The sequence below is a fragment of the Klenkia brasiliensis genome, from assembly GCF_900100695.1.
In the GTDB taxonomy this organism is placed as follows: Bacteria; Actinomycetota; Actinomycetes; order Mycobacteriales; family Geodermatophilaceae; genus Klenkia; species Klenkia brasiliensis.
The window spans coordinates 261,256-275,588 of sequence record NZ_FNCF01000004.1 but is presented as its reverse complement, the minus strand read 5'-3'; the positions used below and the strand labels follow the sequence as shown (position 1 = coordinate 275,588).

General features: G+C 75.2%; 17 protein-coding genes and 1 tRNA gene. 12 read left to right on the top strand and 6 right to left on the bottom strand.

Annotation, left to right across the window (positions count from 1 at the left end; translation table 11 throughout):
- Positions 1–109: 109 nt before the first annotated feature.
- Positions 110–1,138, top strand: a complete 1,029-nt coding sequence (locus BLT39_RS13205; RefSeq protein ID WP_091063871.1) for a type IV toxin-antitoxin system AbiEi family antitoxin domain-containing protein — start codon at positions 110–112, stop codon at positions 1,136–1,138.
- A 124-nt stretch (positions 1,139–1,262) separates the two neighbouring features.
- Here BLT39_RS13205 and BLT39_RS13200 read toward each other — a convergent pair whose 3' ends face one another.
- On the bottom strand, positions 1,263–2,465 hold the full coding sequence (locus BLT39_RS13200; protein ID WP_091063868.1) for a M20 metallopeptidase family protein: 1,203 nt from the start codon (positions 2,463–2,465) through the stop codon (positions 1,263–1,265).
- Between the two features lie 83 nt (positions 2,466–2,548).
- Between BLT39_RS13200 and BLT39_RS13195 the strand changes: the two genes are divergently transcribed.
- Positions 2,549–2,860, top strand: a complete 312-nt coding sequence (locus BLT39_RS13195) for an ArsR/SmtB family transcription factor (protein ID WP_091063865.1) — start codon at positions 2,549–2,551, stop codon at positions 2,858–2,860.
- Entirely contained in the window at positions 2,857–3,324 is a 468-nt protein-coding gene (locus BLT39_RS13190; RefSeq protein ID WP_091063862.1) for an SRPBCC family protein, read from the top strand. Before BLT39_RS13195 ends, BLT39_RS13190 begins: the two co-directional genes overlap by 4 nt.
- Here the strand turns inward: BLT39_RS13190 and BLT39_RS13185 are convergent.
- Together BLT39_RS13185 and BLT39_RS13180 are read right to left on the bottom strand one after the other, a co-directional pair.
- Entirely contained in the window at positions 3,321–3,893 is a 573-nt protein-coding gene (locus BLT39_RS13185) for a pirin family protein (protein WP_242658378.1), read from the bottom strand. The genes BLT39_RS13190 and BLT39_RS13185 overlap by 4 nt on opposite strands.
- Complete coding sequence (locus BLT39_RS13180; protein WP_242658377.1) at positions 3,878–4,534, bottom strand: phosphatase PAP2 family protein; 657 nt, start codon at positions 4,532–4,534, stop codon at positions 3,878–3,880. Before BLT39_RS13180 ends, BLT39_RS13185 begins: the two co-directional genes overlap by 16 nt.
- Before the next feature lie 32 nt (positions 4,535–4,566).
- Between BLT39_RS13180 and BLT39_RS13175 the strand changes: the two genes are divergently transcribed.
- The 6 genes from BLT39_RS13175 (at position 4,567) to BLT39_RS13150 (ending at position 11,081) form a co-directional block, all read left to right on the top strand.
- On the top strand, positions 4,567–5,736 hold the full coding sequence (locus BLT39_RS13175; protein ID WP_091063856.1) for a PucR family transcriptional regulator: 1,170 nt from the start codon (positions 4,567–4,569) through the stop codon (positions 5,734–5,736).
- Between the two features lie 58 nt (positions 5,737–5,794).
- A complete protein-coding gene (locus BLT39_RS13170; protein WP_242658376.1) occupies positions 5,795–7,057 on the top strand; it encodes an acyltransferase domain-containing protein in 1,263 nt (420 codons plus the stop codon).
- Positions 7,054–8,031 (top strand): beta-ketoacyl-ACP synthase III, encoded by a 978-nt coding sequence (locus BLT39_RS13165; protein WP_091063853.1) that lies wholly within the window; start codon positions 7,054–7,056, stop codon positions 8,029–8,031. Before BLT39_RS13170 ends, BLT39_RS13165 begins: the two co-directional genes overlap by 4 nt.
- 65 nt (positions 8,032–8,096) lie before the next feature.
- Positions 8,097–8,339: an acyl carrier protein gene (locus BLT39_RS13160; RefSeq protein WP_091063849.1), complete on the top strand. Its 243-nt coding sequence runs from the start codon at positions 8,097–8,099 to the stop codon at positions 8,337–8,339.
- A gap of 76 nt (positions 8,340–8,415) precedes the next feature.
- Complete coding sequence (locus tag BLT39_RS13155; RefSeq protein ID WP_207507943.1) at positions 8,416–9,657, top strand: beta-ketoacyl-[acyl-carrier-protein] synthase family protein; 1,242 nt, start codon at positions 8,416–8,418, stop codon at positions 9,655–9,657.
- A gap of 11 nt (positions 9,658–9,668) precedes the next feature.
- A complete protein-coding gene (locus tag BLT39_RS13150; protein WP_091063844.1) occupies positions 9,669–11,081 on the top strand; it encodes an acyl-CoA carboxylase subunit beta in 1,413 nt (470 codons plus the stop codon).
- A 110-nt stretch (positions 11,082–11,191) separates the two neighbouring features.
- Here BLT39_RS13150 and BLT39_RS13145 read toward each other — a convergent pair whose 3' ends face one another.
- Complete coding sequence (locus BLT39_RS13145) at positions 11,192–11,659, bottom strand: DUF3145 domain-containing protein (protein ID WP_242658375.1); 468 nt, start codon at positions 11,657–11,659, stop codon at positions 11,192–11,194.
- Positions 11,660–12,110: 451 nt separating this feature from the next.
- On the opposite strand from BLT39_RS13145, the gene BLT39_RS13140 reads away from it, so the two are divergent.
- On the top strand, positions 12,111–12,383 hold the full coding sequence (locus tag BLT39_RS13140; RefSeq protein ID WP_091063837.1) for a hypothetical protein: 273 nt from the start codon (positions 12,111–12,113) through the stop codon (positions 12,381–12,383).
- Between the two features lie 62 nt (positions 12,384–12,445).
- On the opposite strand, the gene BLT39_RS13135 is transcribed toward BLT39_RS13140, so the two are convergent.
- A complete protein-coding gene (locus BLT39_RS13135) occupies positions 12,446–12,949 on the bottom strand; it encodes an OsmC family protein (RefSeq protein WP_091063833.1) in 504 nt (167 codons plus the stop codon).
- A 35-nt stretch (positions 12,950–12,984) separates the two neighbouring features.
- Between BLT39_RS13135 and BLT39_RS13130 the strand changes: the two genes are divergently transcribed.
- Positions 12,985–13,061: transfer RNA gene (locus tag BLT39_RS13130), tRNA-Ile, on the top strand.
- A 146-nt stretch (positions 13,062–13,207) separates the two neighbouring features.
- The gene (locus tag BLT39_RS13125) at positions 13,208–13,648 is read left to right on the top strand and encodes a DUF2505 domain-containing protein (protein ID WP_165640268.1); all 441 of its coding nucleotides are present in this window, start codon (positions 13,208–13,210) and stop codon (positions 13,646–13,648) included.
- Here the strand turns inward: BLT39_RS13125 and BLT39_RS13120 are convergent.
- On the bottom strand, positions 13,641–14,165 hold the full coding sequence (locus BLT39_RS13120; RefSeq protein WP_091063824.1) for a gamma carbonic anhydrase family protein: 525 nt from the start codon (positions 14,163–14,165) through the stop codon (positions 13,641–13,643). The genes BLT39_RS13125 and BLT39_RS13120 overlap by 8 nt on opposite strands.
- Positions 14,166–14,333 lie beyond the last annotated feature (168 nt).

Sequence of the window (14,333 nt, the reverse complement as noted above, 5' to 3'; positions counted from 1 at the left end):
GCAGGAGGACGGACTTCGGTGCAGGAGGACGTCGTCCACAGGCCCGGACGCCGTCCACAGATCGGAGGACGGGGCCCCACGGACGGGGACGACGCCGCACGCTGCGCCGGTGCACCCCGTCATCCGCGCCGCCATGGACCGCCACGGCGAGGTCTTCGCTGCCGCCGACGCCCGCCGCGCCGGGGTCGGCCGCAACGACGTCACCCCGCTGCTGCGCTCAGGTGAGTGGCGGCGGCTGCGGCACGGCGTCTACACGACCGGGGCGGTGTGGCGGGCGCACGAAGCGGCCGGCACGACGCACCTGCTCGCGTGCGCCGCCGTCCTGCTGCGGCTCGACGACGGCGCGGCCATCAGTCACGCCTCCGCAGCGCGGGTGCACCAGCTGGTGCTGCCGAGCGGCCTCGCCGGGGAGATCGAGCTGACCGCCCCGGACAACTACCGGGCCGGCCGCGGCTACACCGTCCACCAGGCCGGCCTCGCGGCTGAGGACGTGGCGGTGGTCGGTGGGCTCCGCGTGACATCCCTGGTGCGCACGTTGGTCGACGTCGCCCGGGAGTGGGACGTCGTGGACGCGGTGGTCGCGATCGACGACGCGCTGGCCGACGGTCGGGTCACCCGGGAAGAGCTCACCGCGGCCGTGCTGCGCCAGACCCACTGGCCCCGCATCGCCCGCGCGGCCGAGGCCGTCCGCCTGGCCCGGGTGGGCGCGCACTCTCCGCACGAGACACGCAGCCGTCTCGCCCTGGTCGGCGCGGGGCTACCCGAGCCGATGCTGCAGGCCGCGGTGTTCGTCGGCGCCCGGTTGGTCGGCGTCCTGGACTGGTTGTGGGAGGAGGAGGGTGTGTTCGGCGAAGCGGACGGCAAGGTCAAGGTGCTCGACCCGTGGGGCGGTCGCACACCCGGGGAGGCGGTGTGGAAGGAGAAGCTCCGCCACGACGAGATGCTGGACCTCGACCTGCGAGGGGTCCGGTTCGCGCCGGGTGACCTCCACGACGCACTCGTCGCCAAGGTGGCCCGCGTGCGCCGGCTGCTGGCCACCCCTCCGCCTCCCGGTCCGCGGCGCTACCGGGTCGAGCAGCGCAACGGCGGCCTGCGCCTGGTACCCCGCGTCGCCCCACCGTCGTCGTCCGCCGCCTGACCACCGTCTCCCTGCACCGGAGTCCGTCCTCCTGCACCAGATCTCGCGCAGGAGGACGGACTTCGATCAACCTCCCTGATCAACGCTGCGCCGGAGGGACACCGGAGGGGCTGCGCCGCCAGGGTCACCCGGCCAGGGCGGCGAGGGCCATGCGGGCGTACAGGGCGGTGCCGGCGGGCAGCGCGTCCTCGTCGAAGACCACCAGGTTCGAGTGGTTGCCCGGCGACTCGCCCGGCACCAGGTCCGGCGGGCAGGCGCCCAGGAACGCCATCGCGCCGGGCACCCGCTCCAGCACGTAGGAGAAGTCCTCGGCGCCCATCAGCGGGTCGGGCATCGGCACCGACGCCGCCGCGCCCAGCAGCGCGGCGGCGCGGGCCTCGACCTGGCCGGCGACCACGGCGTCGTTGACGGTCACCGGGTAGCCCTCCACCCGCTCGAAGACGGCGGTGAGCTCGTGGGCCTCGGCGACCTTCTCGGCCACCCGCTGCACCCGGGCCACCACGTCGGCGCGGCGCTCCGCGGACAGCGTCCGGATGGTGCCCTCGAGGAAGGCGGTCGCCGGGATGATGTTGTTCGTCGTCCCCGCGGCGATGTGCCCGACGGTGACCACGGCGGGGTCGAACACGTCGACCCGGCGGGTGACCATCGCCTGCAGCGCCAGCACGATCTCCGCGGCCACCGGGACCGGGTCGGCGGTGACGTGCGGGGTGGAGGCGTGCCCGCCGGCCCCCTGGAGGGTGATCCGGAAGTGGTCGGCGGCGGCCATCAGCGGGCCGGGCCGCACGTTGATCGTCCCCGTCGGGAACGACGTGCTGATGTGGATCGCGAACGCCCCGCTGATCGGCGCCCCGGGGACGGCGTCGAGCAGGCCCTCGTCGAGCATGTACCGGGCGCCGTGGTGGCCCTCCTCCCCCGGCTGGACCATGAGGACGACCTGCCCGGCGATCTCCTCGCGCCGCTCCGCCAGCAGCCGGGCCGCGCCCAGCAGCATCGCGACGTGGGTGTCGTGCCCGCAGGCGTGCATCGCGCCGGGGATCTCCGAGGCGAAGTCCAGCCCGGTGTCCTCCTGCAGCGGCAGCGCGTCCATGTCGCCCCGCAGCAGGTAGGTCGGCCCCGGCCGCGCCCCGCGCAGCACGCCCACCACGGACGACGTCGTCGTCCCCGTCGTCACCTCCACCGGCAGGTCGGCCAGCGCCTCGAGCACGATCGCCTGGGTCTGCGGCAGCTGCAGGCCGACCTCGGGACGGCGGTGCAGCCGCCGGCGGAGGTCCACCACCCAGGCGGCGTCGGCGCGGGCGGCAGCGAGCAGGGCGGCGTCGTCGGTCATGCCCGACAGTCTTCAGCAAGGCTCACGACCAGCCCAACGCATGACACTTGCGTCATATGACGACGGCGCAATACAGTGCGGCCGTGGATGTCTTCGCCGTGCTGGCCGACCCGACCCGCCGGGCCGTGCTCGACCTGCTGGCCGGCGGCGAGCGCACCGCGGGCGACCTCGCGCAGGCCGCCCCCGCCCTGACCCAACCCGCCGTGTCCCGGCACCTGCGCGTGCTGCGCGAGGCCGGTCTCGTCCGGGTCCGGGTCGACGGCCAGCGCCGGGTCTACCGGCTGGACCCCGCCCCGCTCACCGAGGTCGACGCCTGGGTCGATCGCTACCGCAGCCACTGGACGGCGGCCCTCGACCGGCTGGCCGACCACCTCACCGAGGGAGAACCGACATGACCGGCAGCTACTCCGCCGTCGCCGACGACCGCCGCTCCGTCACCTTCGTCCGGTTCCTGGCGGCCCCGCCGGAGCGGGTCTGGGCCGCACTGGCCGACCCCTCGGCGTGGCTGGCCCCGGCCACGATCGATCCCCGGGTCGGCGGCGCCGTGCGCATCGAGTTCGACAGCGGCGACACGACCACCGGCACCGTGCTCACCTGGGACCCGCCGCGGACACTGGAGCACGAGTGGCACCACCCCGGCGAGGACCGCTCGGTGGTCCGCTACGACCTGGTGGCCGTCGAGGGCGGCACCGAGCTGACGCTGGTGCACCGGCTGCTGCAGGCCGACCAGGCGACCGGCTACGGCGCCGGCTGGCACGCCCACCTCGACGGCCTCGCCGCCGCCCTGGCCGGCACCCCCCACGACTGGGACGCCGTCTTCGGCGAGCAGCTCCCCCGCTACCGCGAGCTGGCCCGCTAGTCGACCGCCCACAGCGGCCGGGCGCGGTCCAACTGCCACACGCACACCGTGGCCGGCCCGGTCACCCGGCCCTCGCCGGTCGTCGCGGCGGGCGCCGCCCAGACCTCGTCCCGGGTGGCCACGACGCGCAACCCGGCCGGGACGGCGACGGTGTCGTCGGCCTGCACCCGCGCCACCCACAGCCGGGCGTCGGGCCGGCCCAGGTCCACCCACCCGCGGTCGGCCACCGCCGACCAGCGCACCAGCCGGTGCCCGGGCTCCTGGCCGGCCGCGGCGGTGCGCAGGTAGGTCTGCAGCACGTGCGCGCCGTCCGCGCCGGCCACCTCGTCGTGCACCAGCCCGGTGCCCGCCCGCAGGATGCCGACGTCCCCGGCGCGCAGGGTGACCCGCCCGCCCCAGCCGTGCGCCAGCGACCCGGACAGCACGACGGCGACGACGTCGACGTCGGCGTGGGGGTGCGCGCCGTAGCCGGCGCCGGGCATGAGGCGGTCCTCGGCGATGCGCAGCAGCGGCCCGGCCGAGCCGTCGGTGGGCTCCACCAGGTGCCGCGAGATCAGGCCCTCGTCCACCGCACCCCCTGCACCACCGTGACGACCAGCAGCGTCCAGGCCACCCCGAGCGCCCACCCGGCGACCACGTCGGACAGGTAGTGCACGCCCAGCCACATCCGCGAGAGCCCCACCAGCAGCGCCAGCACGACGGCGGCCGCCGTCGACCACCGCCGGGCCGTGCGGGAGAGCACCGGCCAGGCCAGCACCAGCGCCGTCGTCACCAGGCAGGCGATCCCGGACGCGTGCCCGCTGGGGAACGACAGCGACGTCAGCTGGGCGCCGCCGTCGGCGAACTGCGGTCGCGGCCGGCCGACCAGCTCCTTGACCGCCGAGTTGACGAGGCCGACCCCCACCACCGAGACCGTCACCCAGACCGCGGAGGTCCAGCGGCGGGCCCGCAGCAGCCAGACCACCACCGGCAGGAAGACCACCAGCCGCGCCACCGTGTAGCCCGGGGCGGTCGCGACGTCCAGCAGCGCCTGCACCAGCGACGAGCGCCCGTCGCCGGCGTACAGCGCCCGGCTGACGTCGGTGTCCAGCCGCAGCTGCGGGCCCCACGAGGCCGCGACGCCCACCCCGAGCAGGACGACGACCAGCAGGCAGCCCGCCGCGACGGCCTGGCGGGCCCCGATCGGGTGGGTGCGCTGCGCCGTCGTCACCGGCCCAGCCTGCCGCATGACAGGCTGCACGGGTGAGTGCGGCAGGCCCGTCGGAGGCGACGTTGCGCCGGCTGGAGCGCGCGTCGGGCTCGCTGGCCACCCAGGCGGTGGCCCGGATGGACGACTCGCTGCCCTGGTTCCGGTCCATGCCGGCCGACCAGCGCTCCTGGGTCACCCTCGTCGCGCAGGCCGGCATCGCCTCGCTGGTGGAGTGGTGCCGCCACCCCGGCCGCCCGCCGCGGCTGACCGGCGAGGTGTTCGGCGCCGCCCCCCGCGAGCTCGTCCGCGCCGTCCCGCTCAAGCAGACCGTCGACCTGATCAAGGTGACCGTCGAGGTCGTCGAGGACCGGCTGGGCCAGGTCGTCGAGCCCGGCGAGGCGCAGGCACTGCGGCTGGCGGTGCTGCAGTACAGCCGCGAGGTCGCCTTCGCGACCGCGCACGTCTACGCCAGCTACGCCGAGAACCGCGGCGCCTGGGACGCCCGGCTCGAGGCACTGGTCGTCGACGCCCTGGTCCGCGGCGAGCGCCCCGAGGAGCTCCCCGGCCGCGCCGCCGCGCTGGGCTGGGCGGCCACCGCCCCGGTGCTCGTGCTGGTCGGGCACACCGCGCCCGACGTCGACGACCTGCACTCCGCCGTCCGCCGGGCCGCCCGGTCGATGCGGGCCGACGTGCTGGTCGGGGTGCACGCCCACCAGCTGGTCGTCGTCCTCGGCGGGGTGCCCGACCTGGCCCCGGTCGCGGAGCGGGTGGGCGCCGAGTTCGGCCCGGGCCCGGTCGTGCGCGGGCCGGCCGTGGACTCCCTGGCGCAGGCGGTGGACTCCGCGGCCGCCGCGCTGGCCGGCCTGCGGGCCGCCGTCGCCTGGCCCGGCGCCCCCCGCCCGGTGGACGCCGACGCCCTGCTCGCCGAACGCGCCCTGGACGGCGACCCGCTGGCCCGCGCCGCACTGGCCGAGCGGGTCGCCGCGCCGCTGGAGGCCGCCGGCGGCGGCGTGCTGGACACCGTGCGGGCGGTGCTGGGCAGCGGCGGCAACCTGGAGGCCAGCGCCCGGGCGTTGTTCGTGCACCCCAACACCGTGCGCTACCGGCTCAAGCGGGTCACCGAGCTCACCGGGCTGTCGGCCACCGACCCGCGTGGGTCCTGGACCCTGCAGGTGGCGCTCGCGCTCGCGGCGCTGGACGGCGGACGCTCGCTCTGGTCCTGAGCTGTGGCCGACCGCACCTCCGGTCACAGAATTGTGGGAACCCTCCAGAAGTGCACCCGTGTTCTTCGTGGCCGACGACGGCCCGCGGGGGCACCGGGACTGGCACGGTGGTCACGTGCTCGCCGTCCTCGCCCCCGGCCAGGGGGCCCAGAAGCCCGGGATGCTCACCGAGTGGCTCGACCTCCCCGGGGCCGAGTCCTTCTTCCGGTGGGCCGGTGCGGTCGCCGACGCCGACCTGCTGACCCTGGGCACCACCGGGGACGCCGAGGCCATCAAGGACACCGCGGTCACCCAGCCGCTGGTCGTCGCGATGTCGCTGTTCGTCGCCCGCGAGCTCGGTGGTCTGCCCGGCCCGGTGGCGCACACGCCGCAGGCCGGCCGGGACGTCGTCATCGCCGGGCACAGCGTCGGCGAGCTCACCGCCGCGGCGCTGGCCGGCGTGCTGTCGGTCGAGGCCGCCATCGCGCTCACCGCGGTCCGCGGCCGGGCCATGGCGCGGGCCTGCGCGCAGACCCCGACCGGCATGTCCGCCGTCCTGGGCGGCGACCCGGCCGAGGTGCTCGCCGCCATCGAGGCGCACGGGCTCACCCCGGCCAACGTCAACGGCGCCGGCCAGGTCGTGGCCGCGGGGTCGCTGGACGGGCTGGCCGCGCTCAAGGCCGACCCGCCGGCCAAGGCGCGGGTCATGCCGCTGTCGGTCGCCGGCGCCTTCCACACCGACTACATGGCCTCGGCCCGCGAGGAGCTCGAGGGCCTCGTCGGCGGCCTGCGCCCCGCCCAGCCCTCCCGCCTGCTGATCTCCAACAAGGACGGCTCCGCGGTCGAGACCGGCGCCGGCGTGCTGAACCGGTTGGTCAGCCAGGTCACCAGCCCGGTCCGGTTCGACGCCTGCCTGGACACCCTGCGCGAGCTCGGCGTCACCGCGGTCATCGAGCTGCCCCCCGCCGGCGCCCTGGCGGGTCTGGCCAAGCGCGACTGGAAGGGCCGCCACGACGTCGAGGTGCTGGCCATCTCCGGCCCCGCCGACCTGGACCGCGCCCGCGAGCTCATCGCCGCCGAGCGCGGCCGGCCCGAGGCCGAGCAGGCGCCGGACTGGCGGATGGTCGTGTCCCCCGCCCGCGGCTCGATCTCGCCGAACCCGATCGAGGAGGGCACCCGGCTCGCCGCCGGCACGCCGCTGGCCAGCATCGCCGGGCGCCGGGAGACCGTCGAGGTCGCCGCCGGGTACGCCGGCGTCCTCGCCGAGTGGTTGGTCGCCGAGGGCGACCTGGTCGACGCCGGTGACCCGCTGGCCCGTCTCTACCCGGAGGAGTCCGCATGAGCGACACCCGCATCCAGCTCACCACCGGCGCGCCCGGTGCCGCGGTGCTCGGCATCGGCGCCTACCGGCCGCGCCGCCGGGTCACCAACGACGAGCTGTCGCAGACGATGGACACCAGCGACGAGTGGATCCAGAGCCGGGTCGGCATCGCCGAGCGTCGCTGGGCCGAGCCCGACGAGACCGTCGTGGAGATGTCGGTCGCGGCCGGCGGCAAGGCCCTGGCGGCCAGCGGCCTGGCCCCCGAGGACGTCGACCTGGTCGTGGTGGCCAGCGCCAGCCTGCCGACGATGATCCCCGGCGCCGGCCCCGAGGTGGCCCACCGCCTGGGCATCCGCCGTCCGGGCTCCTACGACCTCAACGCCGGCTGCGCCGGGTTCTGCTACGCCCTGGGCGCGGCCGCCGACGCCATCCGCACCGGCTCGGCCACCCACGCGCTCGTCGTCGGCGCCGAGAAGCTCACCGACGTCACCGACCTGACCGACCGCAGCACCGCGGTGATCTTCGCCGACGGCGCGGGCGCGATGGTGCTCGGGCCGACCGAGGACCCCGGCGTCGGCCCGGTCGTGTGGGGCAGCGACGGCGACCAGCGCGACGCCATCGCCATCCCCACCGGCGAGGGCGCGAAGCTGACCATGGCCGGGCAGGCGGTCTACCGCTGGGCCACCACCAGGCTCACCGACACCCTGCAGCAGGCCATGGACCGCGCCGGGGTCACCGCCGCCGACATCGACGTCTTCGCCCCGCACCAGGCCAACCTGCGGATCATCGAGCTGATGGCCAAGCGGCTGGGCCTGGGCGAGGACACCGTCATCGCCCGCGACGTCGTGCAGGCCGGCAACACCTCCTCGGCCTCGGTGCCGCTGGCGCTGTCGGCGCTGCTGGAGTCCGGCGAGGCCAAGAGCGGCGACCTCGCCCTGCTGCTCGGCTACGGCGCCGGGCTCACCTTCGCCGGACAGGTCGTCCGGCTCCCCTGATCCCCGGGCGGCTCCGCCGTCCGGTCGCACGACCCCCTGACCAGCACGAAGAAGAGGAGGCCCTCGTGGCCAGCACCGCCGAGATCCAGTCCGGCCTCGCCGAGATCCTGGAGGAGGTGGCCGGGGTCGCCCCCGCCGACGCCACCCCGGAGAAGTCCTTCACCGAGGACCTCGACGTCGACTCGCTGTCGATGGTGGAGATCGCCACCGCCGTCGAGGACAAGTTCGGCGTCGCGATCCCCGACGACGAGCTGGGCGGCATCAAGACCGTCGGCGACGCCATCTCCTTCATCGAGAAGAACCAGTAGCACTGGCCCCCGTCGCAGGACCCGACGTCCTGCGACGGGGCCGTCCCACCCCTTCCGCTCGTCCCAGGAGGACACCGTGAACATCAACAACACCGACGTCGTGGTGACCGGGCTCGGCGCGACCACGCCGCTCGGCGGCGACGTCGCCTCCACCTGGGACGCGCTGCTGGCCGGGAAGTCCGGGGTCACCCGGATCACCGACGAGTGGATCGAGCCCTTCCCCGCCCAGCTGGTCGCCCGCCTGGCGCAGGACCCCTCCGAGAAGATCGACCGGGTCCGCTCCCGCCGGCTGGACCGCAGCCAGCAGGTCGCGGTCGTCGCCGCCGAGGAGGCCTGGGCCGACTCCGGCGCCGGGGACGCCGGCTACGACTCGCTGCGCGTCGCGGTGGTCATGGGCACCGGCATCGGCGGCGCCATGACGCTGCTGGACCAGGACGACATCCTCGAGGCCAAGGGCCCCAAGCGGGTCTCGCCCTTCACCATCCCCATGCTCATGCCCAACGGCCCGGCCGCCGCGGTGGGCCTGGCCATCGGTGCCCGCGGCGGCGTGCACGCCCCGGTCAGCGCCTGCGCGTCCGGCGCCGAGGCCATCCGCTGGGGCCTGGACATGCTCCGGCTGGACCGCGCCGACGTCGTCCTCGTCGGCGGCGCCGAGGCCTGCGTGCACCCGCTGCCGATGGCCGGCTTCGCCTCGATGCGCGCGATGAGCACCCGCAACGACGACCCCGAGCACGCCTCCCGGCCCTTCGACGCCGGCCGCGACGGCTTCGTCCTCGCCGAGGGCGCCGCCGCGCTGGTGCTCGAGCGCGCCGACGCCGCCAAGGCCCGCGGCGCGAAGGTCTACGGCACGCTCGCCGGCGCCGGCGGCACCTCCGACGGCTACGACCTGGTCGCCCCGCACCCCGAGGGCGAGGGCGCCCAGCGCGCCATCGGCGCCGCACTGCGGGACGCCGGCCTGTCCGCCTCCGACGTCGGCCACGTCAACGCCCACGCCACCTCCACCCCGGTCGGCGACATCGCCGAGGCCGCCGCGATCCTCGAGGCGATCGGTGACCACGCCGCGGTCACCGCCACCAAGAGCCAGAGCGGTCACCTGCTGGGCGCCGCCGGCGCGCTGGAGTCGGTGTTCTGCCTGCTCGCCCTGCGCGACCAGGTCATCCCCGGCACCCAGAACATCGAGCAGCTCGACGACGCAGCCGCCGTCCAGAAGCTCGACATCGTGCGCGGCGCCCCGCGCAAGGCCACCTTCTCCGCCGCGCTCAACGACTCGTTCGGCTTCGGCGGCCACAACATGGCCCTGGTCTTCACCACCGCCTGAGGGGACCCCGCATGACCACCGTCAGCCCTGCCGCCACCCTGGCCGAGCCCGACCCGCGCGACCCCGAGGACCGGCTCGCCCGGTTCTTCGACGAGGGCACCATGCAGCCGCTGGCCGCCCGCGACACCTCCGGTGCGATGGCCGCCCGCGGCACCGTGCAGGGCTCCCCCGCCATCGCCTACTGCACCGACGCCACGATCATGGGCGGCGCGATGGGCGTCGACGGCTGCCGGCACATCGTCGACGCCATCGACACCGCGCTGCGCGAGCACGTGCCGGTGATCGGCATCTGGCACTCCGGCGGCGCCCGGCTGGCCGAGGGCGTCACCGCCCTGCACGCGGTCGGCGAGGTGTTCGCCGGCATGATCCGGGCGTCGGGCCGCATCCCGCAGATCTCCGTCGTCCTCGGCCCGGCCGCCGGCGGTGCGGCCTACGGGCCGGCGCTGACCGACCTGGTCGTCATGGGCCCGCTCGGCCGCGTGTTCGTCACCGGCCCGGACGTCGTCCGGTCGGTCACCGGCGAGCAGGTCGACATGGAGGCCCTCGGTGGCCCGGACACCCACGGACGGCGCTCCGGCGTGGTGCACGTGGTCACCGACTCCGAGCAGGAGGCGCTGGCGACCGCACGCCGCGCGGTCGACCTGCTCGCCGCGCAGGGCAGCTTCGCCTCCGTCGACGGCGAGGCCGACGACGACCTGTCCGCGATGCTGCCGGAGGCCAAGCAGCGCGCCTACGACGTCAAGCCGATGATCGCCGGCCTGCTGGACGAGGCACCGCTGGAGCTGCAGAGCCGGTACGCGCCCAACGTCATCACCGCGCTGGGCCGCCTGGCCGGCCGCACCGTCGGCGTCATCGCCAACAACCCGCTGCGGCTGGGCGGCTGCCTGGACTCCCCCTCGGCGGAGAAGGCGGCCCGCTTCGTGCGCATGTGCGACGCGTTCGGCGTCCCGCTGGTGGTGCTGGTCGACGTCCCCGGTTACCTGCCCGGGGTCGGGCAGGAGTGGGACGGCGTCGTGCGCCGCGGCGCCAAGCTGCTGCACGCCTTCGCCGAGGCGGTGGTGCCGCGGGTGACGCTGGTGACCCGCAAGTCCTACGGCGGTGCCTACATCGCGATGAACTCCCGGTCCCTGGGCGCGACAGCCGTCTACGCGTGGCCGGGCGCCGAGGTCGCCGTCATGGGCGCCAAGGCCGCGGTCGGCATCCTGCACCGCAAGAAGCTCGCCGCGGCGCAGCCCGGTGAGCGGGAGGCCCTGCACGCCCAGCTGGCCGAGGAGCACGAGCGGATCGCCGGCGGCGTCGGGCGGGCGCAGGAGATCGGCGTGGTCGACGAGGTCGTGGAGCCGGCCCAGACCCGCAAGCGCCTCGTCGGCGCGCTGGCGGCGGCCCCCGCCGGCCGCGGCGCCCACGGCAACATCCCGCTCTAGCAGCTCCCCCCGCACAGCACAGCGGCCCGGCACCCATCCGTGGGTGCCGGGCCGCAGTGCGTCCGGGACGGTGTCGGTCCGGGGTCAGGGGGCCGACCGGTCCCGGCGCGCTACACCACCTGGTGCAGCCAGCTGATCGGGGCGCCGTCGCCCGCGTGGCGGTAGACCTCGAGGTCGTCGTCCCAGGCCGCGCCCAGGAGGGCGTCCAGGCCGTGCCGGAAGGACTCCCCCGAGCCGGCGGTGGCGGCCAGGTGGCGGAGCTGCTGCTCGGACACCATCAGGTCGCCGTTGGCCGACATGGGCGCGCGGAACACGCCGTGGCCGGGGACGTACATCATCCGCTCGCCGTCGGAGCCCTGGCTGGGCTCCTCGGTCACCTCGAAGCGCAGCATCGGCCACGCCTTGAGGGCAGCGACGAGCTTCGCACCGGTCCCGGAGGCTCCGGTCCAGGCGACCTCGGCACGGTAGGCACCGTGCTGCGCGGGCTGTTCGGCCCAGGACAAACTCACCGGCGCGCCGATGACCCGCTCGAGGGCCCAGTCGACGTGCTGGCAGAGCGCCTTCGGGCACGCGTGCACGAAGACAACACCCTGCGTAGACCGTCGTTGCACAGTGCACCTCCATCGGATCAAGACGGGTCTCGTCTTCCCCAACGGACCTGACTCGGGATGGCGGTGCGTGTTGCTCGAACGGGTGGTGCGGGGTGCTCGGGACAGTCTGCCCGACTACCACGCCCGAGCGCTACTGCGGGTCCGAATCGCGGGGCCAGCTGTGCCAGAAGTGACGCATGAGGTTCGTGGGACCAACAGCGTGTCCACGATCGGCCGAGGTTCGCCGTCAGGTTCTGCCCACACCCCATCGGCAGCCATCCAGCCGTTCGGCAGATGTCGCTGGACGATCGACCCGGAGATGTCCACTGCCTGGGACCGGTGTGCCGGTTGAGCCAGGATGGCCGATCGTGACTGTGTCGTTACGCGGAGTCCGGACTGTCGCAGCGGTGACCGCCTGTGCGACTGCCATGGTCGCTGCGTGACGTCGACACAGCGCCGCGGCCGGCACTCGGTCATCAGCGAGGAGACCTTCGCCTGCGGGCAGGCTGCCCTGCAGGTGCTGTGGGACGGCGTCAGCGGGACGCCGATCGTCGACTCCAGCGGGCCGTGGCACGCCATCGAGCCCGGCCCGGCCGACATCGTGTTCTCCCTCTGCGGGCGGGAAGTGGCGCGCATGGACGGCGCCGCTGTGTGGCCCGACCCCCGCCGGACGCCGGCCTGCGTCGTCTGCGCCGAGCTCGCCCTGGACTGAGTCCCCCCGGACACGCCGACGGCCCCGCACCTGCACGGTGCGGGGCCGTCGTGCTGTCGGGGTCAGGCGCGGCGGACGGTGAAGGTCGGCGGCTCCTTGAGCGTCTGGGCGACCACGCAGTACCGCTCGGTCAGCTTCGCCAGGGTGGCCAGCTTCTCGTCGTCGGCGTCGGTGTCGAGCTCGGCGACCACCTCGATGCCGGTCATGCCGACCGGGACGTCACGGGCGACGCCCAGGGTCCCGCGGGCGTCCATGTTCCCGCGCGCCGTCAGCTTGGCGCTGCGGATGTCGAGGGACATCGCGGTGGCGACGCTGCGCAGGGTGACCCCGGAGCAGCCGAGCAGGGCCTGCAGCAGCATGTCGCCGGAGCAGGCGTCGGAGCCGTCGCCGCCGGTGGTCTCGTGGAACCCGGCCCGCTGCGGGCCGGACCAGGTCTCGATCGTCGCGGTGACGCCGTCGTCGCGGAAGTCACCCTCGGCGTGCAGGTGGGCCATCGCGGCCGACGGGTCGTCCTTGTACTTCTGCTTGATGGGGGCCTGCATCTCGCGCAGGGCGGCAGCGTCCATGGCCGCATCCAACCCGCATGGCAGGCTGTCCGCTCGGGGCGGTAGCTCAGCCGGTCAGAGCATGGGACTCATAATCCCTGGGTCGTGGGTTCGAGCCCCACCCGCCCCACCACGCCTTCCGCGCTCTGACCTTGCAGAAGCGCAACGGCGGCGCGCCGGCCGCCCGCGTGCCGGCGGTGCCGTTCTGCACGATCAACGCGGGCGTGGGCCGCTGATCCGGGTCAGGATGGGGCGGTGCCGTTCCGCCACGAGACACCTGTGACCGCCCCCGCCGCGACCGTCGTCGCCACGCTGACCGACGAGGCCTTCGTCCGGGCCTTCCTCGCCGACCTCGGCGCCGAGGTCCGCGACGTGCAGGTCGGCGAGGGCCGGACGACGGCGCGCTACACCGTCCCCACGCAGGGCATCCCCGAGGTGTTCGCGCGCTTCGTCGGCGACCGCGTGGAGCTCACCGACGTCCGCACCTGGACCGTGGACGGCGACACCGCGACCGGCACCGTGCTGGTGACCGCCTCCGTGTTCGGCCGCGACGTCCGGCTCGAGGGGGACCGCTGCATCGCCGGCGGCACGCTGACCACCACCGGCCGCTCGCACGTCGACGCCCCCTTCGTGGGCCGCAAGGCCGAGGGCGGCGTCGACGAGCTCGCGGTCGTGGTGATGAAGAAGGAGGCGGGGACGCTCGGCCGTCGGCTCAGCTGAGCCGCTCGACGCCGGCGGCGTGCCGGCGGGCCAGCTCCCGGTAGATCGACGGGTTGCCGTCGACCCACTGCGCCGCGCCCTCGGTCAGCGGGCCGCGCACCCTGGCGGGCGACCCCAGCGCCAGCACCTCGTCCGGGACGACGAGCCCCGGCGGCACCAGCGACCCGGCACCGATGAGCGCCCGGCGCCCGATGCGGGCGCCGTCCTGCACGGTCGACCCGTTGCCGACCAGCGCCTCCGCGCCGACGACGCAGCCGTGCACCACGCACAGGTGCCCGATGGTGGCGCCCGGCCCGACCTCGGTGACCGGGTCCTCGCCGCCGTGCAGCACCGACCCGTCCTGCACGTTGGCGCCCTCGCGGACCACGATGCGGCCGAAGTCCGCCCGCAGCACCGCGCCGTACCAGACCGAGGCGTGCGCCTCCACGACGACGTCGCCGACCAGGGTCGCGGTCGGGGCGATCCAGGCCTCGGGATGCACCTGCGGGGAACGGCCCTCGAAGGAGAACAGCGGCATGGGCGGCACCCTCGCACAGCGGGACCGGCTGCACAGGTGCACCGTGTCGACATGACGACACCGCAGTCCGACGAGCCCCAGCCGCGCGACATCGCCCTGGAGCAGGAGACCGAGGAGCAGGCGCTGGACCTGGAGGAGCAGAGCGACCCCGAGTGACCGGGCAGGGCG